The organism is Pseudomonas sp. B21-036, from assembly GCF_024748925.1.
GTDB classification, from domain to species: Bacteria; Pseudomonadota; Gammaproteobacteria; order Pseudomonadales; family Pseudomonadaceae; genus Aquipseudomonas; species Aquipseudomonas palmensis.
The window spans coordinates 803,002-826,071 of record NZ_CP087178.1; the positions used below are offsets into that span (position 1 = coordinate 803,002).

A 23,070-nucleotide genomic window follows, 5' to 3' on the forward strand; every position below is an offset into this window, starting at 1 on the left:
ACGGCATGTTGATGTTCAGCCCTCTTCCAATCAGGCACCATCGGACGTGAGTGCAAAGGCCTGCACCTCCACACGTAATACATCCCATCACACAAGGACGGACCCACCTCATGAAAGACATTGTTCGCCTGGGCGATGCCACCACCCACGGTGGCGTGGTACTCGAAGCCTTTTCCAACACCAACCTCAATGGCAAGCCGATTGCCGGGGTAGGGCACAGCGTCAGTTGCCCCCTGTGCAAAGGGGTATTTCCCATTGCCGAGGGCAGCAGCACCTACAGCGTCGGCGGTACGCCCGTGGCGCTGGATGGCATGAAGACCGCCTGCGGCGCCGCGCTGATCGCCAGTGGCCCCAAGGGCGCAGTCATCAGCTAGGCATTGCCCGCAACGTGCACTTTCCCGCCCGGCCGCACCGCCAGTCGCGACGATGGCCGGGGTACCCAATTGTGTCTACAATCAGCTCCTTTGATTGACCTACTTACTGGAGCTCACGTTTTGGCTCAATACGTCTACACCATGCATCGGCTGAGCAAAGTTGTGCCGCCGAAGCGGGAAATCCTCAAGAACATTTCGCTGTCCTTTTTCCCCGGCGCCAAGATCGGCGTGCTCGGCCTCAACGGTTCGGGTAAATCCACCCTGCTGAAAATCATGGCCGGCGTCGACACCGAGTTCGACGGCGAAGCACGTCCGATGCCCGATCTGAATGTCGGCTACCTGCCGCAAGAGCCGCAACTGGACCCCACCAAGACCGTGCGTGAAGTGGTCGAAGAGGCCGTCAGCGTGATCAAGGACGCCCAGGCCCGCCTGGACGAGGTCTACGCCGCCTATGCCGACCCGGACGCCGACTTCGACAAGCTGGCCGCCGAACAGGCCAAGCTGGAAGCGATCCTGCAGGCCAGCGACGGTCACAACCTCGAGCGCCAGCTGGAAGTCGCCGCCGACGCGCTGCGCCTGCCGGCCTGGGACGCCAAGGTCGAACACCTGTCCGGTGGCGAGAAGCGCCGCGTGGCCCTGTGCCGCCTGCTGCTGTCGGCCCCCGACATGCTGCTGCTCGACGAACCGACCAACCACCTGGATGCCGACTCGGTAGCCTGGCTGGAGCACTTCCTGCACGACTTCCCGGGCACCGTGGTCGCGATTACCCACGACCGTTACTTCCTGGACAACGTCGCCGGCTGGATTCTGGAACTCGACCGCGGCGCCGGTATTCCTTACGAGGGCAACTATTCGGGTTGGCTGGAAGCCAAGTCGGACCGCCTGGCCCAGGAGTCCAAGCAGCAGTCGGCCCATGAAAAGGCCATGAAGGAAGAACTGGAATGGGTGCGCAAAGGCGCCAAGGCCCGCCAGTCCAAATCCAAGGCGCGTCTGCAACGCTTCGAAGAAATGCAGTCGCAGGAATTCCAGAAGCGCAGCGAAACCAACGAGATCTACATCCCGGCCGGCCCGCGCCTGGGTGACAAGGTCATCGAGTTCAAGAACGTCACCAAGGGCTACGGCGACCGCGTTCTGATCGACAACCTGTCGTTCAGCATGCCAAAAGGCGCCATCGTCGGTGTGATCGGCGGTAACGGCGCCGGTAAATCGACCCTGTTCCGCATGCTGATGGGCAAGGAGCAACCGGACTCGGGCAGCATCGAGATCGGTGAAACCGTGCAACTGGCCTGCGTCGATCAGAGCCGCGAAGACCTGGACGGCGGCAAGACCGTGTTCCAGCAGATCTCCGACGGTTCCGACCAGATCCGCATCGGCAACTACGAGATTCCGGCGCGTACCTACGTGGGGCGCTTCAACTTCAAGGGCGGCGACCAGCAGAAGTTCGTCAAGGACCTCTCCGGTGGTGAGCGTGGTCGCCTGCACCTGGCGTTGACGCTCAAAGAGGGCGGCAACGTGCTGCTGCTCGACGAACCGTCCAACGACCTCGACGTCGAAACCCTGCGTTCGCTGGAGGAAGCCCTGCTGGACTTCCCGGGCGCCGCTATCGTGATCTCTCACGATCGGTGGTTCCTTGACCGTGTGGCTACCCACATCCTGGCCTACGAAGACGATTCGCAGGCGGTGTTCTTCGAAGGCAACTACACCGAGTACGAAGCCGATCGCAAGAAGCGCCTGGGTGAAGCCGCTGCCCAGCCGCACCGGGTACGGCACAAGAAACTGGCATGACCTTCACGGTCTTGCACTGAAACGGGGCCTTCGGGCCCCGTTTTTTTTGCCTGGAATCCGGGTGAATCCTTCGCCGGCAAGGCCGGCTCCTACAGGGTTGTGCGGCCTGCTGTAGGAGCAGGCTTTGCTGGCGAAGTGTATACATTTATAGAAATGCACCATTTATTTCCATAAAAACGACATTTTGCCCTGTTGCGGTGCGAGCGGTTCTTGGTAAAGTCCTGAAAAAACTAATAAGTCCAACTCTATCTGGTGAATGTCTAAATGATCGAATCCGTCGAAGACTTCCTCGCACGCCTGCAAAAACGCGACCCTGCCCAGCCCGAGTTCCATCAGGCCGTGGAAGAGGTACTGCGCAGCCTGTGGCCCTTCCTCGAAGCCAACCCGCACTACCTGCAGGCCGGTATTCTCGAACGCATGGTCGAGCCGGAGCGGGCCATTCTGTTCCGTGTGTCGTGGGTCGACGACAAGGGCAGGGTGCGTGTCAACCGCGGCTACCGCATCCAGATGAGCAGCGCCATCGGCCCATACAAGGGCGGCCTGCGTTTCCACCCTTCGGTGAACCTCGGCGTGCTGAAGTTCCTGGCCTTCGAACAGGTACTCAAGAATTCCCTCACCTCGCTGCCCATGGGCGGCGGCAAGGGCGGCTCGGACTTCGACCCCAAGGGCAAGAGCGACGCCGAAGTCATGCGCTTCTGCCAGGCATTCATGAGCGAGCTGTACCGCCACATCGGCGCCGACCTCGACGTGCCAGCCGGTGACATCGGCGTAGGTGGTCGCGAAATCGGCTTCCTGTTCGGCCAGTACAAGCGCCTGGCCAACCAGTTCACCTCGGTGCTGACCGGCAAGGGCATGAACTACGGCGGCAGCCTGATTCGCCCCGAAGCCACCGGCTACGGCTGCGTGTACTTCGCCGAAGAAATGCTCAAGCGCGACGGCCTGCGCATCGACGGTCGCCGCGTGGCCATCTCCGGCTCCGGCAACGTGGCGCAATATGCCGCGCGCAAGGTCATGGACCTGGGCGGCAAGGTCATCTCGCTGTCCGACTCCGAGGGTACCCTGTACTGCGAAGCCGGCCTGAACGATGCGCAGTGGGATGCGCTGATGGAGCTCAAGAACGTCAAGCGCGGCCGCCTGAGCGAGCTGGGCGGCGAGTTCGGCCTGGAGTTCCGCGCCGGCCAGCGCCCATGGACCCTGGCCTGCGGCATCGCCCTGCCGTGCGCCACCCAGAACGAGCTGGACGCCGAAGACGCACGCACCCTGCTGCGCAACGGCTGCATCTGCGTGGCCGAAGGCGCCAACATGCCGACCACCCTGGACGCCGTGGACCTCTTCATCGAGGCCGGCATCCTGTTCGCCCCGGGCAAGGCCTCCAACGCCGGCGGCGTGGCCGTCAGCGGCCTGGAGATGTCGCAGAACGCCATGCGCCTGCTGTGGACGGCCGGCGAGGTGGACAGCAAGCTGCACAACATCATGCAGTCGATCCACCATGCCTGCGTGTACTACGGCGAAGAGAACGGCCGCATCAACTACGTCAAGGGCGCCAACATCGCCGGCTTCGTCAAGGTTGCCGACGCCATGCTGGCCCAGGGCGTGGTCTAGGCCTGCGGCTCGATGGCGACGACCTCGATCAGTTGATCACCCGCCGGTCGTCGCCACAGCACCTCGTCACCGGGCGCTGCCCCCAGCAGGGCCCGGCCCAGGGGTGACCCCCAGTTGATCAGGCCACTGGCGGCATAGGCCTGGTCTTCGCCGACCAGTTGCACTTCATGCTGGCGGCCTTCTTCATCGACAAACACCACCCGGCTACCGATCTGCACCTTGCTCTGCGAGGTGGCGGGTGCGGCCACCTGGGCGCTCTGCACGCGGGCGCTGAAGTAGCGCAGGTCGCGCTCGACCTCGGCCAGGCGTTGTTTGTCGGGGTCGCCCAGCAGCGTGCTGCGCAGGGTCTCCAGTTCGCTGACCCGCTGCTTGAGCAGGGTCAGGCCCTGGGCGGTGACGTGGTTGGGTTGTTCGCTGATGCGCCGCTCTACCGGTTGATTGGCCTGATCGGCGGCCTGGTCTTCGTTGACGAATGCTCGGCTCATGGTTGGCCTCCTTTGTAGGAAGACCATGATGCGCGGTCACCGGTTGCATCGAATGTTCGAGGGCGACCTATTGGCGTCGATAGGCGCGGGCGGCGTCGCGGTCCTTTTCCTGCTGCCACTGCTGGTCGCGCTCGTCCCAGTGGCGGCTGCGGTAGGTGTCCTGGTCCTGGCTCTGCTGCATGGCCTGGCACTGGCGAAAGCCGTCGTCCCAGCCAGTCTCGTACTGGCGGTCGTGCAGATAGCGCGGCACGTCCTTGCGAAACTCGCCCATCATCACGCCTGCGGCCTGGTGGCCGCTGCTGCAACCGGCCTGGAAGCCGTCGGCGTAGGGGGCAGGGTAGCCTTGCTCGATCAGTTGATCGTGGGTGCTGGCGCAACCGCCCAGCATCATTGCCACCAGTACCCAGTGCCCGCGCATGTTCGAACTCTCCACCTGTTGGGGGGAAGTCTAGGTGCTGGTGTGTGCAAGAGAGGTCAAAAAGATGTCAAACAATTGGATCGCATCGCGGGTCAAGCCCGCTCCCACAAGGTTTCTCACTGCCCTTGTGGGAGCGGGCTTGACCCGCGATGACTTCAGTAGTTGTACCACTTCACCTCGAGCATCACCTCGTTCTGCGCCGTCGCCAGCTGGCTGAACTCGCGCCTGGCACTCAGGCGCAGGCCCAGGTTGCGCGACAGTTCCCACTGCTGGTTGAGGCTCAGGCTGCGGCGGACCTCGCCATTGGTGAAGTAGTCGCCCTTGGCCTCCAGGCTCAGGTTGCCCAGCCCGTTGCGCCACAGCACGCCGGTGTTGAACCCTGCCGCGGGTGCGATGAACCCGGCAAAGTCATTGTTGTGCTCCACCCGCACCGTGCCCAGGGCAAACCCGAGCATGTCCTGGCCCAACTGCCAGGTGCCCCCGGCGCCGCCATTCACATGGCTGACCAGCACCTCGTTCTCATGCTTGCCCAGCACCCGTTCCAACCCGCCGGCCACCTGCCACGACCACGGCTTGAGCAGGTCGTTGCGCGGCGTCAGCGAGCGGATCGTGGCCAGGTCCAGGCGCTGCACCTGCCAGTCGTTGTGTTCGTACTGGCGCACCTTCAGTTGCAGGATCTCGATCTGCGCCCCCAGCGGGAAGCCGTAGGCGTTGTCGTTGAGGTCGTGATAGGCCATGCGCAGCCCGTACTCGGCAAAGGCCCGGTCTTCTCGGGTACCCACGCCCAGCTGCCAGGTGCGCGACTCGTGGCCGTCCTCCGGCAGCCCGGGGCGTTCGATCTGCAACGGTGGTGGCGGGTTGCGGTTGATCGCGCGCAGCAACTCGAAGCTGCGCCTGGCCCGCTCCGGGTCGCGCTCCAGGCCATTGGCGCGGTAGCGCTCCAGGCGATAGGCGGCGTCCTGCACCAGCGCCTGGCGCTCGCGCGGCAGCTCGGTGAAGGCGGGGCTCTGCAGTTGCGCGGTGTCGGCGCTCACGGCCAGCACCTGCTGCTGTTCGGCATGGTCCAGCGGTTTGGCCCGCTCCAGCAGCTCGCGCTCGCGCGATGGACGGTAGTCGGTACGCGCTACCAGCCCGGACTGTTTCACCGCCTTGACCGTGTCGGTGGGGATCGCCGTGAGCGGGAACTGCGAGGTCAGGTCCAGGCTCGGCCGTGCCACCTGCAGCAGTTCGAGCAGGCGATACGAGCAGTTTTCGTCGAAGAAGAAATAGTCGAACTGGATCTGCTTGAGTTCCCAGATGTGCTCGACCATGCGCCCGGTTTCCTCGGGCGTGAGGTTCAGCCGGTATTCCCACAGGTCGCGGTTTTCCAGGCTGCGGTACTCGGACAGCTTCTCCTGGTAGGGCACCAGCGCGAACAGGCCGGGGTAGCCGCCCATCAGGCCCTTCCAGGCATACAGGATGCTGTTGTCGTTGCCCTCGATGTAGGCGCCGAAGTTGATCGCGTAGCTCAGCAGTGCGGTGTTGTCGCTCTGCACGTCGGCCTGGTCGATACGCAGCAGCGTGTGCCCGAACATCGACGAGGGGCTGTTCAGGTAGGCGGCCGGGAAGATCATCACCGCGCTGTGCGGCGACACGTCCGAGTACCACTGGGTGTAGGCCTTGCAGTCCGGCGCCGGCAGGTCGGTGAGCTGCAACTGCTCACGCAGCCAGCGGGTGCGCGCCGGGAATACGCATTGCGCGTGCTGGTCGCCCAGGCTGGCCGGGGCGTACAGCGCCTCATAGGTGGCGCGCAGTTCCTGGTCAGGGTGGTGCGCACCGTCCTTGGCCAGGAAGAATTTGGGGTCGTCCACGTAGCTGCGCCATCCGCCGAGCTTGGCGGTTTCGTAATGGCCCAGGGAGATCCAGTAGCGGTCGTTGGCCAGTGCGTGCAGACGAGCATCGTCCAGCACGGTGGCAGCGTGCAGCGGGGCGCAGGCACAGAGCGCCAGGTAGGCAAGGCGTTTGAGCATGTCGGGCAACTACGTCTGAATGATGCCGATAGAGGCGGGCAAACAAACCCGCCCCGTGGTCGGGGCGGGTGTGCCGAGCTTAGGCCGGGGTTGCGTATTTGGCCAGACGGGCGTCGCTTTTCAGGACGGCGAGGGTGTTGGTGTGAACATCTTCAGCGGTAGCGTCGGCTGTGGTGAAGATTTCCTGGAAGTGCTGGTGAGTCACGGCCGCGAAGTGCGCACGGTCTTCCGGTGCGACGCCCAGTACCACCGCGTAGGTGGTCAGTGCTTCGCCCTGGCCTTGCGCCATGTCTTCGGACAGCTCGTTCATCATGCCATTCATGGCGAACCAGGATTTGCCGCCATAGGTCAGCGACGCATTGGTGGAGCAGCCGTTGGTGCCCGAGGTCATGCCGAAGGTGGCGTTGCCCGAGGTACCGTTGGTGGTGGATGCGAGGAAGTGAGCCGGCGTGCCGCGTTGGCCCTCGAACAGCATGTTGCCCCAGCCGCAGTCCGGGCCGCCTGGCGCCTGGGCCATGGCGTTGAGCGAAACCGCGGTGAACAGAGTACCCAGAAGAATCCGTTTCATAGCATTGTTCTCTTTCTGATGTTCAAACCAAAGGTCAGGGTTATCTGGCATGTCTGTAGGACTAGTTGCCAGGACGGGTCGGTTGTTTACCCAGCCGCGCAGTTTGGAGTTTAGGCACGATCTAAGGGTTCCGTGATTAATTGCAAAAGATTGCTTGAAATAATTGACGCGGAGCAGGTTTTCGACCCTGCGCGCTAAAGCGTTGAAGAGCCTTGCAAGCCGGGCGCAGGCGGCGCCAGAATGCCGTCATCCGCCCCGCCGAAGTAAGGAAGCCCGATGCCCGATCCTGTTGCTGCGAGCCTGCGTCTTGCGCCCGAAGCCCTGACCCGGCCGTTTTCCGCTGAACAGTTCGATTTTTCCACCACCAATGATCTGGAGCCCTTTCGCGGTGTGCTAGGCCAGGAACGTGCAGTCGAAGCCTTGCAGTTCGGCGTCGCCATGCCACGCCCCGGTTACAACGTGTTTGTCATGGGCGAGCCGGGCACCGGCCGCTTCTCGTTCGTCAAGCGCTACCTCAAGGCAGAAGGCAAGCGCCTGCAGACGCCGTCCGACTGGCTGTACGTCAACAACTTCGACGAGCCCCGCGAGCCCAAGGCGTTCGAGCTGCCGGCCGGCAGTGCCGGGGCCTTCATCGCCGATATCGGGGGCCTGATCGACAACCTGCTGGCGACCTTTCCGGCGGTGTTCGAGCACCCGTCCTATCAGCAGAAGAAAAGCGCCATCGACCGCGCCTTCAACCAGCGCTACGACCGTGCCCTGGATGTGATCGAGCGCGCCTCGCTGGAAAAGGACGTGGCCCTGTACCGCGACAGCAGCAACGTCGCCTTCACCCCAATGGCCGATGGCAAGGCGCTGGACGAGGCCGAGTTCGCCCAGTTGCCTGAGGCCGAGCGCGAGCGTTTCCACGAGGACATCGCCGCGCTGGAAGAGCGCCTCAACGAAGAGCTCGCCAGCCTGCCGCAGTGGAAGCGCGAGTCGAACAACCAGCTGCGCCAGCTCAACGAAGAAACCATCACCCTGGCCCTGCAGCCCTTGCTGGCCCCGCTGTCGGAGAAATACGCCGAGAACGCTGCGGTGTGCGCCTACCTGCAGGCCATGCAGGTCAACCTGCTGCGCACCGTGGTCGAGCAACTGGTCGACGACAGCAAGACCGACGCGGTGGCGCGCAAGATGCTCGAAGAGCAGTACGCCCCCAGCCTGGTGGTCGGCCATCACGCCAGCGGCGGCGCGCCCGTGGTGTTCGAGCCGCACCCTACCTACGACAACCTGTTCGGCCGCATCGAATACGGCAACGACCAGGGCGCGCTGTACACCACCTATCGCCAGTTGCGCCCGGGGGCGCTGCACCGCGCCAATGGCGGGTTCCTGATTCTGGAAGCCGAGAAGATGCTCGGCGAGCCGTTCGTGTGGGATGCGCTCAAGCGCGCCCTGCAATCGCGCAAGCTGAAGATGGAGTCGCCGCTGGGCGAGTTCGGTCGCCTGGCCACCGTGACCCTCACCCCGCAGATGATCCCGCTGCAGGTCAAGGTGATCATCATCGGCGCCCGCCAGCTGTACTACGCGCTGCAGGACCACGACCCGGACTTCCAGGAGATGTTCCGGGTGCTGGTGGACTTCGACGAAGACATTCCCATGGTCGAGGAGAGCCTGGAGCAGTTCGCCCAGCTGCTCAAGACCCGCACCAGCGAGGAGGGCATGGCCCCGCTGACCGCCGATGCGGTGGCGCGCCTGGCCACCTACAGCGCCCGCCTGGCCGAGCACCAGGGGCGCCTGTCGGCGCGCATCGGCGACCTGTTCCAGCTGGTCAGCGAGGCGGATTTCATTCGCCACCTGGCCAACGACGAGATGACCGATGCCGGGCACATCGAGCGGGCGCTCAAGGCCAAGGCCACGCGTACTGGGCGGGTATCGGCGCGGATTCTCGACGACATGCTGGCCGGGATCATCCTGATCGACACCGAAGGCGCGGCGGTGGGCAAGTGCAATGGCCTGACCGTGCTGGAGGTGGGCGATTCGGCGTTCGGTGTGCCGGCGCGGATTTCCGCCACGGTGTACCCGGGCGGCAGCGGCATCGTGGATATCGAGCGTGAGGTCAACCTGGGCCAGCCGATCCACTCCAAGGGCGTGATGATCCTCACCGGGTACCTGGGCAGCCGCTACGCCCAGGAGTTCCCCCTGGCCATTTCGGCCAGCATCGCGCTGGAGCAGTCCTACGGCTATGTGGATGGCGACAGCGCATCGCTGGGTGAGGCCTGCACGCTGATCTCGGCCCTGTCGAAAACCCCGCTCAAGCAGTGCTTTGCGATCACCGGCTCGATCAACCAGTTCGGTGAAGTGCAGGCGGTGGGCGGGGTCAACGAGAAGATCGAGGGCTTCTTCCGCCTGTGCGAGGCTCGTGGCCTGACCGGTGAGCAGGGCGCGATCATCCCTCGGGCCAACGTGGCCACGCTGATGCTCGACGAGCGCGTGCTGCAGGCGGTGCGCGCCGGGCAATTCCATGTGTACGCAGTCAGTCAGGCCGACGAGGCCCTGAGCCTGCTGGTGGGCGAGCCGGCCGGGCAGCCGAACGAGGAGGGCGAGTTCCCCGAAGGCAGCATCAATGCGCGGGTAGTCGAGCGGTTGCGGGTGATTGCCGAGATGATCAGCGAAGAGGACCTCAAGGAAGCCGAGAAGGAGCAGGCCGAAGAGGCGCTGGCGCAGGTGAAGCCTTCCTGACCGCGTTGGGTTCTTCGCCGGCAATGCCGGCTCCTACATGTGGGAGTCGGCATTACGGGCGAAGGGGGCAGTTCGGCGCATGGCACATGACCGCTCGGCGCCGACCGCTTGTCGCCGGCGGATTTCTTCTATCCTCAAGGCATGGACCGTCGTGCGCAAAAGGATCGAAACCAGCCTGGCCACAGGCTACGCAACGCCTCACCGAGGACCGTCGCCATGCCGCGTACCCTCAGCCTTACCCGTCAATGCCTGGGCCTGGTGACCCGCATTGAGTGCCGTATCCGCCCGCTGGCCGGTGACACCGGCATGTGGACACTGCTGTTCGCCGCCGGCATGGCCGGCGAGCAACCCTCCGCGATCAAGGCCCAGGGGCCGTTTCACGGGCCGTTCGTGGCCGAGTCGGTGCTCAGCGCGATTGTCGACAGCCTGACCCTGCACGGCTACCAGGTGGCCGACGACCCGCAGATCTGGTGCGTGCACCTGCAGGCGCAGCTGCGTCGCATCAACGGCGAGCGGGTTCATCATGTGGGTGACCTGCAGTCCAACCCCGACACCTGAGCCGACCGGATCATCCACTGGCCTGTGGCAGCGTGTCGCGGGCTTTTCCTGTCACAGGTGGCTGCTATACTCGCGCTCGTTTTTTTCCAGCCACCTGGTGATCTGCTCAATGGAACGCTTTATCGAAAATGCGATGTACGCCTCGCGCTGGCTGCTCGCACCCATCTATTTTGGCCTGTCCCTGGGGCTGCTGGCGTTGGCGCTGAAGTTCTTTCAGGAGATCTTCCATGTGCTGCCCAACGTCTTCTCGCTGGCCGAGTCCGACCTCATCCTGGTACTGCTGTCGCTGATCGACATGGCCCTGGTGGGCGGCCTGTTGGTGATGGTGATGATCTCGGGCTACGAGAACTTCGTGTCGCAGCTGGATATCGCCGAAGGCACCGAAAAGCTCAACTGGCTGGGCAAGATGGACTCTTCCTCGCTGAAGATGAAGGTGGCCGCCTCGATCGTGGCGATCTCCTCCATCCACCTGCTGCGGGTGTTCATGGACGCGCGCAACATCGAGACCCAGTACCTGATGTGGTACGTGATCATCCACATGACCTTCGTGGTCTCGGCGTTCGCCATGGGCTACCTGGACAAGATGACCAAGCACTGACCTGCGGGGTATCACGCCTTGTCAGCCGCCCGTCCGTTGCATAACGGACGGGCGGTTGCGTTTCTGGCTTGTGCTTTGGTCGATGCTGTACAAAAAATGAACGGCCTGTGGAATGTTCCAGTAGCGAGGTATCGCAATGAACCTGCATGAACTGAACAGCGAGGCCAGGGCCGGCCGGGTGGACGAACTGAACCTGATCGCCATCGAAGGGGGGGACTTCGTGCTCGAGGCCCGGGTCAAGGGCAAGGCGCACCCGTTGCTGGATGCCAAGGGGGTACGTCTCAAGGTGCACTCGGTGGTCGATGGCCAGCGCCTGCTCAATGGCTTGCCCGCCGTGCCGTTGCACCTGGTGCACTGGTCGGTGCAGGACGAGATGTGCGGCCTGCACGGCACCCCCGAAGAAGACCTCAAGGTGCCGATGCCGCGACGTACTGCCTGGTAGCTGAACTGCTTTGCCGCAGTGTGCTAGGCTGCTTGCCCTTTTCACAGCGGGCGCGGCTTTTGTGCGCCCTGTAGCGGAGCAGAAACATGTCCGAACTCAACCTGTCCACCGACGAAACCCGCGTCAGCTACGGCATTGGCCGTCAGCTGGGTGGCCAGCTGCGTGACAACCCGCCACCGGGCGTCAACCTGGACGCGATCCTGGCCGGTCTGACCGACGCCTTCAATGGCCAGGCCAGCCGCGTCAGCGAAGAAGACCTGTCGGCCAGCTTCAAGGTCATCCGTGAAATCATGCAGGCCGAAGCGGCTGCCAAGGCCGAAGCGGCCGCTGGCGAAGGCAAGGCCTTCCTGGCCGAGAACGCCAAGCGTGACGGCATCACCACCCTGGCCTCGGGCCTGCAGTTCGAAGTACTGACTGCCGGTGAAGGCGCCAAGCCAAGCCGTGAAGACAGCGTGCGCACCCACTACCACGGCACCCTGATCGACGGCACCGTGTTCGACAGCTCCTACGAGCGTGGCCAGCCGGCAGAATTCCCGGTCGGCGGCGTGATCGCTGGCTGGACCGAGGCCCTGCAACTGATGAACGCGGGCAGCAAATGGCGCCTGTACGTACCGAGCGAGCTGGCTTACGGCGCCCAGGGCGTTGGCAGCATCCCGCCGCACAGCGTGCTGGTGTTCGACGTCGAGCTGCTGGACGTACTGTAATACCTCTTCGCCGGCAAGGCCGGCTCCTACAGGGTCAGCGCGTACCCGTGTAGGAGCCGGCCTTGCCGGCGAAGCGTTTTCAGTTCCACTGCGCGCCACCCCCAGGGCGCAACGCCCGGGCATAGCAGAACAGGAACAGATTCCTCACCAGCTCCTTGAGCACCACAGGCTCGCTCGAATTCAACCCGTGAAGATCCAGGTCGCCCTGGTCGCGCAGTTCGCCCAGCGCGTCTTCTTCGAGCACGGCGCATACCTCGCCGGTTTCGCGGTGCAGGATGCGCAGGTACGGATGGGGGCGGTCAAGCCAGGCGTCTATCAGATAAGTCATGGCTATTCTCCTTGAAAGCGTTCAATGAGAATAATTCTTATTATCAAAATAGCAAGTGACTATTGGATTTTTCTTGCGATTACCGCCGGGCGGTAGGGTCGAGGCTGCGAGTGCAGCCCCGGGCAGGCAGGGGTCAGACCTTGCGCACGAATTCCGATTTCAGCTTCATCGGGCCGATGCCGTCGATCTTGCAGTCGATGTCGTGGTCGCCGTCGCACAGGCGGATGTTCTTGACCTTGGTGCCGACCTTGACCACCAGCGAGGTGCCCTTGACCTTGAGGTCCTTGATCACGGTGATGGTGTCGCCGTCCTGCAGGACGTTGCCCACCGAATCCTTCTTCACCGCTTCGTCTCTGGCCGCTTCGGCTTCACCGCTGGCCGACCACTCGTGGGCGCACTCGGGGCAGATCAGCTGGCTGGCGTCTTCGTAGGTGTATTCGGAGTTGCATTTGGGGCAGGGTGGCAAAGTGCTCACTACGGTTCCTCAGGACTACGTGCAGAAAACCCACATTGTATAGGGTTTTGCCGGCCAGAGGAAAAGCAGGCCCATCGAGCGATGGGCCGGGGCAGGGGATCAGTGCGTGCGGGCGACGGCGAATTCGCTGAGTTCGACCAGCGCATCGCGGTATTCGCTGGCCGGCAGCACGTCCAGGCAGGCGATGGCACGGGCCACGTAGTCACGCGCCATCTGTGCGGTGTACTCCAGCGCGCCGGCGGCCTCCACTGCGTTGCGGATGCTCTCCAGGTCTTCAAGGCCACCTTTCTGGATGGCCTGGCGCACCAGCGCCGCCTGCTCGGGGGTGCCTTCGCGCATGGTGTAGATCAGCGGCAGGGTCGGCTTGCCTTCGGCCAGGTCGTCACCGACGTTCTTGCCCAGGGTCTCGGCGTCGCCCTTGTAGTCGAGCAGGTCGTCGACCAGCTGGAAGGCCACGCCCAGGTGGTCGCCGAAGGTACGCAGGGCTTCGCGCTGTTCATCGCTGGCGCCGGCCAGTGCGGCGGCGCTGTGGGTGGAGGCTTCGAACAGCATGGCGGTCTTGCCGCGGATGACGTCCATGTAGACTTCCTCGGTGGTGCTGGCGTCGCGAATGCGCGACAGCTGCAGCACTTCACCCTCGGCAATCACGCGGGTGGCCTTGGAGAGGATCTGCATGACCGGCATCGAGCCCAGCTCGACCATCATCTCGAACGAGCGCGAGTACAGGAAGTCGCCCACCAGCACGCTTGGCGCGTTGCCCCACAGGGCATTGGCGGTGGAGCGGCCACGGCGCATGCCCGACATGTCGACCACGTCGTCATGCAGCAGGGTGGCGGTGTGCAGGAACTCGATGGTGGCTGCCAGCAGGCGCAGGTCGTCGCCTTCGCGGCCCAGTGCCTTGCCGCACAGCAACACCAGCAGCGGGCGCAGACGCTTGCCCCCGGCCGAGGTAATATAGTCGCCGATTTTCGATACCAGCGGCACACGCGAAGTCAGCTGCTTCTTGATGATCTCGTCAACGGCGCTGAAGTCGTCCGCTACCGCACGGTAGAAAGCTTGGGGTTGCATCGGCCACAGGTGCTCCATAAGGGTTGCGCGGCATGCTAGGTTGCGGGTCCCGGCGTGTCAAGGCGCACTGCCCGTGGGGTCAATGGCCACACTTGCAAGGCAAAGCTGGCTTGCGTACAATCGCGCACCCTGAACTTCCTGGGCAGCACCTGCCTTACGCAATTGCACTGGGCCGTTCCAGCCCTATGCAGCCATGCCAGCCAATACTCTTCCTATAAAGAGCTGGGTGAGCAGGATTATCGGAGAAATACCCATGTACGCAGTAATTGTTACCGGTGGCAAGCAGTACAAAGTCGCCGAAGGTGAATACCTGAAAATCGAAAAACTGGAAGTCGCCACTGGCGAATCCGTGACTTTCGACCGCGTTCTGTTGGTTGCCAATGGCGACGACGTGAACATCGGCGCTCCAGTCGTTGCTGGTGCCAAGGTTGTTGCTGAAGTGATCTCGCAAGGTCGTCACGACAAAGTGCGCATCATCAAGTTCCGCCGCCGTAAGCACCACATGAAGCGTATGGGCCACCGCCAGTGGTTCACCGAAATCAAGATCACCGGTATTTCGGCTTAATCGCCCAAATCCCCATTTCTGGAGAATTGAACCATGGCACACAAAAAAGCTGGTGGTAGTACCCGTAACGGTCGCGACTCAGAAGCCAAACGCCTTGGCGTGAAGATGTATGGCGGCCAGGCTATCATCCCGGGCAACATCATCGTGCGTCAGCGCGGCACCCAATTCCACGCTGGCTACGGCGTTGGCATGGGCAAGGATCACACCCTGTTCGCCAAGATCGCGGGTAAGATCAAGTTCGAAGTAAAAGGCGCCTTCGGTCGTCGTTACGTGAGCGTCGTTGCCGAGTAATCGCGCGATCGCTGGAAAAGCCCTGTCTCGCGACGGGGCTTTTTCGTTTGTGGGGTGAGTCTCTTGCAAAGCTGTTTGTATGGGCTGCCGGCGCTGGTGTTCTGGCCGTATCGGGGCCGCCGCGCTCACTTTTGCAAGAGCCTTATGTCTTTGTGTCACTCAGCTCGTCCAACTGACGAGAGGCGGTTTTTATGAAGTTTGTTGACGAAGTATCGATCAAGGTCAAGGCCGGTGACGGCGGTAACGGTTGCATGAGCTTCCGCCGCGAGAAGTTCATCGAGAACGGTGGCCCCAACGGTGGCGATGGTGGCGACGGCGGCTCGGTGTACATGGTTGCCGACGAAAACCTCAACACCCTGGTCGACTACCGCTACACCCGCCACTTCGAGGCCCAGCGCGGCTCCAATGGCGGCAGCACAGATTGCACCGGCAAGAAGGGCGACGACCTGATCCTGCGCGTGCCGGTCGGCACCACCGTGATCGACGCGGGCACCCAGGAAGTGATCGGCGACCTGGTCAAGGCCGGGCAGAAACTGATGGTGGTGCAGGGCGGCTGGCACGGCCTGGGCAACACCCGTTTCAAGTCCAGCACCAACCGTGCGCCACGCCAGACCACCCCGGGCAAGCCCGGGGAGCAGCGTGACCTGAAACTGGAAATGAAAGTGCTGGCCGACGTCGGCCTGCTGGGCTTGCCCAATGCCGGCAAATCCACCTTCATCCGTTCGGTGTCGGCCGCCAAGCCGAAAGTCGCCGACTACCCGTTCACCACCCTGGTGCCGAACCTGGGCGTGGTCAGCGTCGACCGCTGGAAGAGCTTCGTCATCGCCGACATCCCCGGCCTGATCGAAGGCGCTTCGGAAGGCGCCGGCCTGGGTATCCGCTTCCTCAAGCACCTGGCGCGTACCCGCCTGCTGCTGCACCTCGTCGACCTGGCCCCGCTGGATGAAAGCAGCAGCGCCGACGCCGCCGAAGTCATCGTCAACGAGCTGACCCGCTTCAGCCCGTCGCTGGCCGAGCGTGACCGCTGGCTGGTGCTGAACAAGACCGACATGCTGATGGACGACGAGCGCGACGAGCGCGTCAAGGAAGTGGTCGAGCGCCTGCAGTGGGAAGGCCCGGTGTACGTCATCTCGGCGATCTCCAAGCAGGGCACCGAGCAGCTCAGCCGCGACATCATGCGCTACCTCGAAGACCGTGCCGACCGCCTGGCGGCCGACCCGGCCTACCGCGACGAGCTGGCCGACCTCGACCAGCGCATCGAAGACGAGGCCCGTGCCCAGCTGCAGGCCCTGGACGACGCGCGCGCCCTGCGCCGTACCGGCGTCAAGAGCGTGCACGACATCGGCGACGATGATGACGATGACGACTGGGAAGACGACGAAGACGGCCCGGAAATCATTTACGTGCGCGACTGATTCGTTGCAGTACACTAAACGCCGCTTTTTCAAGCGGCGTTTTGGTATCTAAAGATCTCTATAGGTTGGAAGAAGATGCGGAGCAAGGTGACGGGTGCGCAGCGCTGGGTCGTGAAAATCGGCAGCGCGTTGCTGACGGCGGATGGCAAGGGCCTGGACCGCGCGGCGATGGGCGTGTGGGTCGAGCAGATGGTGGCCCTGCATGAGGCAGGGGTCGAGTTGGTGCTGGTCTCTTCGGGGGCCGTGGCTGCCGGCATGAGCCGCCTGGGCTGGAGCAAGCGACCGAGTGCGATGAACGAGCTGCAGGCTGCCGCCTCCATCGGCCAGATGGGCCTGGTGCAGGCCTGGGAGTCGAGCTTTGCCGAGCATGGCCGGCACACCGCGCAGATCCTACTGACCCACGACGACCTCTCCGACCGCAAGCGTTACCTCAACGCCCGCAGCACCCTGCGTACCCTGGTGGAGCTGGGCGTGGTACCGGTGATCAACGAGAACGACACCGTGGTCACCGACGAGATCCGCTTCGGCGACAACGACACCCTGGCCGCACTGGTGGCCAACCTGGTGGAAGCCGACCTGCTGGTGATCCTCACCGACCGCGACGGCATGTTCGATGCCGACCCGCGCAACAACCCCGAAGCCCAGCTGATCTACGAGGCGCGCGCCGATGACCCGGCGCTGGACGCCGTGGCCGGCGGCACCGGTGGCGCACTGGGGCGTGGCGGCATGCAGACCAAGCTGCGTGCGGCGCGCCTGGCCGCGCGGTCGGGGGCGCACACCATCATCGTCGGCGGGCGCATCGAGCGCGTGCTCGACCGCCTCAAGGCCGGCGAGCGCCTGGGCACCTTGCTCTCGCCCGAGCGCGGCATGCTCGCGGCACGCAAGCAATGGCTGGCCGGGCACCTGCAGACCCGCGGCACCCTGGTGCTGGACGCCGGTGCGGTGCAGGCCTTGCGCCAGGCCAACAAGAGCCTGCTGCCGGTGGGCGTCAAGACCGTGCAGGGCAGTTTCCGGCGTGGCGAGATGGTCGTGTGCGTAGGGCCGGACGGCCTTGAGGTGGCCCGCGGCCTGGCCAACTACAGCGCGCTGGAAGCGCAGAAGATCATCGGCCAGTCATCCGAGGCCATCGAGGCCGTGCTGGGCTACAGCGCCGAGCCGGAACTGGTGCACCGCGACAACCTGATTCTGGTATGAGGAAATGAGCGTGATCAAAGGGATTTTTGCAGCCGCCTTGCTGGCCTTGCCGATGCTGGCCGGTGCCGAGGAAATCGGCCAGGTGTCGACGGTGTTCAAGTTCGTCGGGCCCAACGACCGCATCGTGGTCGAGGCGTTCGACGACCCCAAGGTGGAGGGCGTGACCTGCTACCTGTCGCGCGCCAAGACCGGCGGCGTGAAGGGTGGGCTGGGGTTGGCCGAAGACCGTGCCGAGGCGTCGATCGCCTGCCGTCAGGTGGGGCCGATCCGCTTCAAGGGCGAGCTCAAGGATGGCGATGAAGTGTTCAAGGAGCGCACCTCGCTGGTGTTCAAGACCATGCAGGTTGTGCGCTTTCTGGACAAGAAGCGCAACACGCTGGTGTACCTGGTGTACAGCGACCGCCTGATCGAAGGCAGCCCGCAGAACGCGGTGACGGCGATTCCGATTCTGCCTTGGGCAGAATAAGACCGCGTTGAATCCATCGCGGGTCGAGCCCGCTCCCACAGGTTAAATGGTGCCCTCTGTGGGAGCGGGCTTGACCCACGATGGGGCCCAAAGGGCCCCCAAGGCCGTCAGATCGACGCCGGCTCAACCTCCACTTCCCGCACCTCGACCTTCACCTGATCGCGACGGCTGATGTACTTCCAGTCCGCCTCGTCGATGTAGATCCCGTTCGGCCCGCTACCGCCCTCCAGGTCGATTGCCACGTGCGCCGATACCTGCGGCTTCACGCTCGCCAGAATCGGCACGAAGCCCAACTGCAGGCTGGTCTCCAGCAATGCCGCCTGGTTGCGTTCGTCGATGTCGGCCGCCTCGTCCAGGTAGTACGGCAGGCGCACGCGCCCGGCCTGGTCGCGGTCCATCAGGTGCAGCAACAGGTACATGTTGGTCAGCGCCTTGATGGTCATGGTGGTGCCGTTGGAGGCCGCGCCATCGATGTCGGTATGGATGATCGGCTGGCCGCCTACCTTGGTGATCTCGAACGCCAGCTCGAACAGGTCCTTCAGGCCCAGCTGGTTGTGGTTGGCTGCCACCAGCCGCGCCAGGTACTCCTTGGCCTCTTCGTTCTTGTTGTCCTGCTCGGCGCTCTGGCTCAGGTCGAACACCGACAGGGTCTCGCCTTCCTCGTACTGGCCGGCACTGTGGATGATCTGGTCGATGTGCTTGAGCGCTTCCTTGTTCGGCGCCAGCACGATGCGAAAGCTCTGCAGGTTGGATACCTGGCGCTTGTTGATCTCGCGGTTGAACAGTGCCAGCTGGTGCTCGAGGCTGTCGTAGTCGCTGCGGATGTTGCGCAGGGTACGCGCGATGTCGGTCACCGCCGCGCGCCGCGCCTTGCCCAGGGTCAGGGCTTCGTCGGTACGGTGCGCATAGGCGTTGATCAGCAGCTGCAGGCGGCGCTCCATGTCGTCTTCGCTGTCGAACTTGGCCACGCCCTTGAGGCGTACCTGGGCGTACAGCGCCTCGATCTGGCCATCCACCCGCAGCAGGCCCTGCCAGCTGTCCTGGTAGTCGTTGAGCAGCGGCAGCAGGTTGTCCATGGAGTCGTCGACCGGGTCCATGAACGGCGTGCCGAACGGCAGGTCGGCCGGCAGCAGCTGGCGACGGCGCAGGGCGTCGTCGAGGGTGCGCTGCTTGGCCTCCATGTCGGCGATCTGGCGACCGACCAGTTGCAGCTTGGCCGACAGTTGCTGCACGCGCTCGGTGAACGCGTCGCTGGAGCGCTTGAGCTCGTCCTGGGCCGCCTCCATCTGCGCCAGCTGCTCCAGCTTGTCGCCTTCTTCGGCCGACAGGGTCTGGGTACGGCGGTAGTCTTCCAGGGCCTTTTGCGCATCCAGCACCTGCTGGTACAGCGCTTCGGTCTGGGTCTTGCTCGCGGCGCGGTCGGCGGCCACGGCCTGCTGGGTCTTGAGCTGCTTGAGCTCTTTTTCCAGGCGCTCCTTCTGGTCGCGCAGCGCGGCGCGGTCGGCCAGGGCCTGCAAGGCCGGCGGCTCGATATGGCTGAGGTCGATGGACAGCCCCGGCGCCTCGAAGCGCTCGCCCTTGAAGCCGTCGAGTACCGCTTCCAGAGACTTGACCCACACGTCGCTGTCATCCAGCTCGATGCCGCGCTCGCCCAGCGGCAGGCTGAACAGCGCACCGTTGAACAGGCGCATCAGGCGCTCGACGTCCTGCTGCGAGAACTCTTCGCGCAGGCGTGCATAGCTGTTGTTGTCGGCATGGTCGAGCTGCTGCTTGACCGACTTCAGGCGCTTCTCCAGGTCGCGCAGGCGCTCTTCCAGGTCCTCGGCGCTGAACTGGCGCGACTGCGCCAGGGCACCGGCCAGTTCGTCGTGGGCGTCCTTGGCGGCCAGCAGCTGCTGCTCCAGCACCTTGACGTCATCCACCAGCGCGAAGCGGTGCTTGAGCACCGACAGTTCGCCCAGCCAGCGCTGGATACCGGTCATTTCGCGTTCCAGGCGCATCAGCTCCTGGGTGCCGCCGCGCTGGTTGTTCTGCAGCGCGTCCTGCTCGTGGCTGTAGTGCTCGGCCTGCAGCACCAGCTCTTCCTTGCGTGCGCCGGCGTAGTCCTGCCAGGTGCCGAGCAACTGGTCGAGCAGCGGTGACAGGCGGTGCAGCTTGCCGCGCAGGATGTCGCGCTGGGCCACGCCATTGGCCAGGGCCTCGACCAGCGGGCCGGCGGCTACCAGCGAGTTGTAGTCCTGTTCCATGCGCCGCACGTCGCGGAAGGCTTCTTCGCAGGCGGCGATGTAGTCGACGCTGCCCGAGCGCAGGCTGTGCTCGAACGCATCGAGGAACAGCTGCTTGAGCTTGGCCGCGGTAATCTCGCGCATGTGCAGCAGGTTGATGAACAGGGCGCGGAAGGTCTTCAGGCTCTGCTCGCTGGTGGAGCGCAGCGGAATCAGGGTCAGGTCCAGCGGCACCGAGGTGTGCCCGCCCACCAGCAGCCGGCGCAGTTCGTCGGGCTTGAGCTCGTAGGCTTTCAGGCCGTTGCGCTCCAGGTTGGTGAACAGCTCCTTCTGGCGCAGGCAGGTGTCGTTCTTCTGGTAGTGGCCCAGGTCCAGCTCGCCGGCATAGGCGAAGAACTGGTGGCCGAAGCCGCCGCCAGGGCCGCGCCCGACCACGCCGATCACGTGCGGGCCGTGGGGCAGGTTGACCTCGCAGAGGATGTAGCTGGTGTCGCTGGCGAAGTAGAAGCGGCGTGACTGCTCCAGGCTGTATTTGCCGAAGCTCATGTCCGACATGCGCGCCAGGATAGGGAACTGCAGGGCGTTGATCGACGCACTCTTGCCCAGATTGTTGGCGCCGTACACCGACAGCGGGTGCTCCAGCGGGAACAGGCCCAGGCTGTAGCCGGCGGTGTTGAGCAATGCAAAGCGGCGAATGCCGTAGCGGTCCTGGCTCATGCGTCAATCTCCTGTTGCTCTTGGGCAATGGCACGGGCCAAGGCGTCTTCTTCGCTTTCCTCGAACGGGCTCAGGTCGAGCGGGTCGTCGGTCCTGTTCAGCTCTTCAGGGGTTTCTTCCACCACCAGTACCGGGGTCGGCAGCGGCAGGGCACTGTGCAGGCTGGCGGCCAGGTCGCGGTCCTGCTGCACCGACAGGCACACGTCGAGGAAGCGGTGCATCGGCGGCAGGAAGCGGTAGATGCCGTTGTCTTCGCTGGCAAAGCCGAGCTGGGTCATGCGGCGCATGATCTTCTCTTCCAGCTCGTCGGGGGTCTGCACCTCGGCCTGCAGGAACAGGTCGCGGTACTTTTCCAGCAGCGAGGGCAGCTCGTCGCGCCCCAGGCTGCCGCCGTCGAGCACCGACATCGGGTCGCGGCCCTGGTCGGCCAGGTGCTCCACCAGGATGAAGGTGAACAGCGACAGGCGCTGGGCGGTCTTGTTGACCTGGGCAGCAGCCAGTTCCGGCACGAAGTAGTAGAAGCCACGGGTGTCGCACACCAGTTCGAAGCCCAGGGCCTTGAACAGGCCGCGGTACTGGTCCTGGAAGTTCGACAGCTGGGCGTACAGCTCCGGGTCGCGCCGGCTGATGTGGAAGCCCTTGAACAGCTCGCGGAAGATCGGTGCGAGCTGGGACAGTTCGGAAAGATCAAGATGCATGGGTAGGGCTCGCAGTAGGCTCGGGCGACGGTTCGCGGCTTGAAGTCAGGGCGAACGAGCGCAGGCTGACCAGGTGTTCCTGAGTGGTGTACTCGCGGCGCTCCAGGCGCGCGCGGGTAAAGCGTTTTTCCCGCGACAGGCGCGAGAACCAGTACAGCAGTTCGTCGGTGGCGCCTTCGGGCTCCTGCTCCAGCAGCCACACCATCAGGTCGGGCAGCGGCAGGGCGTCTTCGCAGCGTTCGAGCATTTCCTTGACCGTGCGCGGTGCACGCGGCGCGGCGCCCTTGTGGCTCTTGTGCGCCTTGGGGAACTGCGCCGGCTTGGCTTCGAAGCGGGCCAGGGCATACACGTAGGCCTCGACCTGGCTGGCGCTGCCGAGGAAGGTGCTCTGCGGGCGGGTGAACAGCGGCATGGCCGCCTGCGGCACGGCGTCGATGCCCTTGCGCCGGATCACCGACAGCGCCAGTGCGGCGCCACGGGTCACGGCGTTGTGCCGGCGCGCCTCTTCACGCAGCGGCAGCAGCAGCTCGCGGGCGTGGCGCAGGGTCAGCTGGGCGCTGGTCTGCATCTCGAGGATGCGCGCGTGGGTGCGCAGCAGCATGTCGTCGTCGACCAGGTGGCCCAGTCGCGCCTGCTCGCCCAGCAGGCGCAACAGCACGGTCTCGACCTTGCGCACGCCCTGTTCGAAGGCGCCGTCGGCGTTCACCAGCTGGATCATCGGCTCGACGTATTCGTCCCAGGTGGCCAGCACTTCGGCGTAGCGCTGGCGCAGCGGGATCTGCCGGTCGCTGGTCTTGGCCCGCTCGGCCACCGCCACCAGCGCCTGCTCGTCGTTGTCGAGTTTTTTCAGCACGTCACGCACGCGCATGTCGAGCAGACGCAGCTGGCGCGCCAGGTCGTTGCCGTCGCGGATGTCGAAGGCGTCCTGGATATGCCCGGCCAGTCGCTCGAGGTGGCGCAGGTAGGCTTCGATCTCCAGGCACAGGCCCAGGCGGTGCTCGCGCCGCAGGTAGGCCAGGAAGTCGTGGATCTGGGCGTTGAGCTCGAAGCGGTTCGGGCTCTTGGCCACCGGGACCAGGATGTCCAGGCGAATCCACACGTCCAGCAGGTTGGTGATGTCCTGGGGCGTACTGTCGAGCTGTTGTGCGGCCAGTTGCCCGCGCAGCTCGGCCAGGCTCAGGGTGCCCCCGTCGAAGCGCTCGCACAACGGCTCGAGCAGGGCCCAGTGTTCGGCTAGGGCGCGCAGGACGCGCTTGGGTTCGATCATTGGCGGGTCGACTCGCTGCCAAGTAAAAGCGCCGATTGTACTGCATCAGGGGGGGATCGATTCACCCCCTGATCGTTTGCCGGTGTTGTCGGGCGGTTTTGTG

General features: G+C 64.3%; 23 protein-coding genes. 13 read left to right on the forward strand and 10 right to left on the reverse strand.

Annotated features, from left to right (window positions below):
- The first annotated feature begins 110 nt into the window (after positions 1-110).
- The 3 genes from LOY33_RS03520 to gdhA all read left to right on the forward strand — a co-directional run bounded on the left by LOY33_RS03520 (position 111) and on the right by gdhA (position 3,761).
- The gene (locus LOY33_RS03520; RefSeq protein ID WP_054916267.1) at positions 111-374 is read left to right on the forward strand and encodes a PAAR domain-containing protein; all 264 of its coding nucleotides are present in this window, start codon (positions 111-113) and stop codon (positions 372-374) included.
- 120 nt (positions 375-494) lie between these two features.
- Positions 495-2,159 (forward strand): energy-dependent translational throttle protein EttA, encoded by a 1,665-nt coding sequence (ettA, locus tag LOY33_RS03525; RefSeq protein WP_043860207.1) that lies wholly within the window; start codon positions 495-497, stop codon positions 2,157-2,159.
- Positions 2,160-2,423: 264 nt separating this feature from the next.
- Positions 2,424-3,761 (forward strand): NADP-specific glutamate dehydrogenase, encoded by a 1,338-nt coding sequence (gene gdhA / locus LOY33_RS03530; protein WP_258661525.1) that lies wholly within the window; start codon positions 2,424-2,426, stop codon positions 3,759-3,761.
- Here gdhA and LOY33_RS03535 read toward each other — a convergent pair.
- The 4 genes from LOY33_RS03535 to LOY33_RS03550 all read right to left on the reverse strand — a co-directional run bounded on the left by LOY33_RS03535 (position 3,758) and on the right by LOY33_RS03550 (position 7,241).
- Positions 3,758-4,246 (reverse strand): GreA/GreB family elongation factor, encoded by a 489-nt coding sequence (locus LOY33_RS03535; RefSeq protein WP_054916265.1) that lies wholly within the window; start codon positions 4,244-4,246, stop codon positions 3,758-3,760. The two genes, gdhA and LOY33_RS03535, sit on opposite strands and share 4 nt — an antisense overlap.
- 67 nt (positions 4,247-4,313) lie before the next feature.
- Positions 4,314-4,664 carry a hypothetical protein gene (locus LOY33_RS03540; protein WP_043860210.1) on the reverse strand — a complete coding sequence of 117 codons (351 nt, stop codon included), beginning with the start codon at positions 4,662-4,664 and terminating at the stop codon, positions 4,314-4,316.
- A gap of 155 nt (positions 4,665-4,819) precedes the next feature.
- Positions 4,820-6,673 carry a DUF4105 domain-containing protein gene (locus tag LOY33_RS03545; protein WP_054916264.1) on the reverse strand — a complete coding sequence of 618 codons (1,854 nt, stop codon included), beginning with the start codon at positions 6,671-6,673 and terminating at the stop codon, positions 4,820-4,822.
- A gap of 79 nt (positions 6,674-6,752) precedes the next feature.
- Entirely contained in the window at positions 6,753-7,241 is a 489-nt protein-coding gene (locus LOY33_RS03550) for a DUF3015 domain-containing protein (protein WP_043860212.1), read from the reverse strand.
- Between the two features lie 276 nt (positions 7,242-7,517).
- On the opposite strand from LOY33_RS03550, the gene LOY33_RS03555 reads away from it, so the two are divergent.
- The 5 genes from LOY33_RS03555 to LOY33_RS03575 all read left to right on the forward strand — a co-directional run bounded on the left by LOY33_RS03555 (position 7,518) and on the right by LOY33_RS03575 (position 12,258).
- A complete protein-coding gene (locus tag LOY33_RS03555) occupies positions 7,518-9,956 on the forward strand; it encodes a Lon protease family protein (protein ID WP_043860213.1) in 2,439 nt (812 codons plus the stop codon).
- 216 nt (positions 9,957-10,172) lie between these two features.
- Positions 10,173-10,514, forward strand: a complete 342-nt coding sequence (locus tag LOY33_RS03560; protein ID WP_043860214.1) for a hypothetical protein — start codon at positions 10,173-10,175, stop codon at positions 10,512-10,514.
- 109 nt (positions 10,515-10,623) lie between these two features.
- Complete coding sequence (locus LOY33_RS03565; protein ID WP_043860215.1) at positions 10,624-11,112, forward strand: TIGR00645 family protein; 489 nt, start codon at positions 10,624-10,626, stop codon at positions 11,110-11,112.
- 136 nt (positions 11,113-11,248) lie between these two features.
- A complete protein-coding gene (locus LOY33_RS03570) occupies positions 11,249-11,554 on the forward strand; it encodes a DUF6482 family protein (protein ID WP_043860216.1) in 306 nt (101 codons plus the stop codon).
- A gap of 86 nt (positions 11,555-11,640) precedes the next feature.
- Positions 11,641-12,258, forward strand: coding sequence for an FKBP-type peptidyl-prolyl cis-trans isomerase (locus LOY33_RS03575; protein ID WP_043860217.1), 618 nt, complete (start codon positions 11,641-11,643; stop codon positions 12,256-12,258).
- A 79-nt stretch (positions 12,259-12,337) separates the two neighbouring features.
- Here the strand turns inward: LOY33_RS03575 and LOY33_RS03580 are convergent, their stop codons facing one another.
- The 3 genes from LOY33_RS03580 to LOY33_RS03590 all read right to left on the reverse strand — a co-directional run bounded on the left by LOY33_RS03580 (position 12,338) and on the right by LOY33_RS03590 (position 14,129).
- Positions 12,338-12,586, reverse strand: coding sequence for a hypothetical protein (locus LOY33_RS03580; RefSeq protein WP_043860218.1), 249 nt, complete (start codon positions 12,584-12,586; stop codon positions 12,338-12,340).
- Positions 12,587-12,719: 133 nt separating this feature from the next.
- Entirely contained in the window at positions 12,720-13,061 is a 342-nt protein-coding gene (locus tag LOY33_RS03585) for a zinc ribbon domain-containing protein YjdM (protein WP_258661557.1), read from the reverse strand.
- 99 nt (positions 13,062-13,160) lie between these two features.
- The gene (locus tag LOY33_RS03590; protein ID WP_054916263.1) at positions 13,161-14,129 is read right to left on the reverse strand and encodes a polyprenyl synthetase family protein; all 969 of its coding nucleotides are present in this window, start codon (positions 14,127-14,129) and stop codon (positions 13,161-13,163) included.
- Between the two features lie 253 nt (positions 14,130-14,382).
- Here LOY33_RS03590 and rplU point away from each other — a divergent pair, with 253 nt between their 5' ends.
- The 5 genes from rplU to LOY33_RS03615 all read left to right on the forward strand — a co-directional run bounded on the left by rplU (position 14,383) and on the right by LOY33_RS03615 (position 18,060).
- On the forward strand, positions 14,383-14,694 hold the full coding sequence (gene rplU, locus LOY33_RS03595; RefSeq protein WP_038614793.1) for a 50S ribosomal protein L21: 312 nt from the start codon (positions 14,383-14,385) through the stop codon (positions 14,692-14,694).
- 33 nt (positions 14,695-14,727) lie between these two features.
- Complete coding sequence (gene rpmA / locus LOY33_RS03600; RefSeq protein WP_010225698.1) at positions 14,728-14,985, forward strand: 50S ribosomal protein L27; 258 nt, start codon at positions 14,728-14,730, stop codon at positions 14,983-14,985.
- Positions 14,986-15,176: 191 nt separating this feature from the next.
- Positions 15,177-16,400 carry an Obg family GTPase CgtA gene (cgtA, locus tag LOY33_RS03605; RefSeq protein ID WP_043860221.1) on the forward strand — a complete coding sequence of 408 codons (1,224 nt, stop codon included), beginning with the start codon at positions 15,177-15,179 and terminating at the stop codon, positions 16,398-16,400.
- A 75-nt stretch (positions 16,401-16,475) separates the two neighbouring features.
- Positions 16,476-17,594 (forward strand): glutamate 5-kinase, encoded by a 1,119-nt coding sequence (gene proB, locus LOY33_RS03610; protein WP_043860222.1) that lies wholly within the window; start codon positions 16,476-16,478, stop codon positions 17,592-17,594.
- A gap of 4 nt (positions 17,595-17,598) precedes the next feature.
- Positions 17,599-18,060, forward strand: a complete 462-nt coding sequence (locus LOY33_RS03615; RefSeq protein ID WP_043860223.1) for a CreA family protein — start codon at positions 17,599-17,601, stop codon at positions 18,058-18,060.
- 107 nt (positions 18,061-18,167) lie between these two features.
- On the opposite strand, the gene mksF is transcribed toward LOY33_RS03615, so the two are convergent.
- From mksF to mksB, 3 genes are read right to left on the reverse strand one after another with little or no spacing between them, the layout of a single operon-like run.
- Complete coding sequence (gene mksF, locus LOY33_RS03620) at positions 18,168-21,002, reverse strand: Mks condensin complex protein MksF (protein ID WP_054916262.1); 2,835 nt, start codon at positions 21,000-21,002, stop codon at positions 18,168-18,170.
- Positions 20,999-21,700, reverse strand: coding sequence for an Mks condensin complex protein MksE (gene mksE, locus LOY33_RS03625; RefSeq protein WP_043859813.1), 702 nt, complete (start codon positions 21,698-21,700; stop codon positions 20,999-21,001). Before mksE ends, mksF begins: the two co-directional genes overlap by 4 nt.
- The gene (gene mksB / locus LOY33_RS03630; protein ID WP_043859814.1) at positions 21,690-22,967 is read right to left on the reverse strand and encodes an Mks condensin complex protein MksB; all 1,278 of its coding nucleotides are present in this window, start codon (positions 22,965-22,967) and stop codon (positions 21,690-21,692) included. The genes mksE and mksB overlap by 11 nt, the downstream gene beginning before the upstream one ends.
- Positions 22,968-23,070 lie beyond the last annotated feature (103 nt).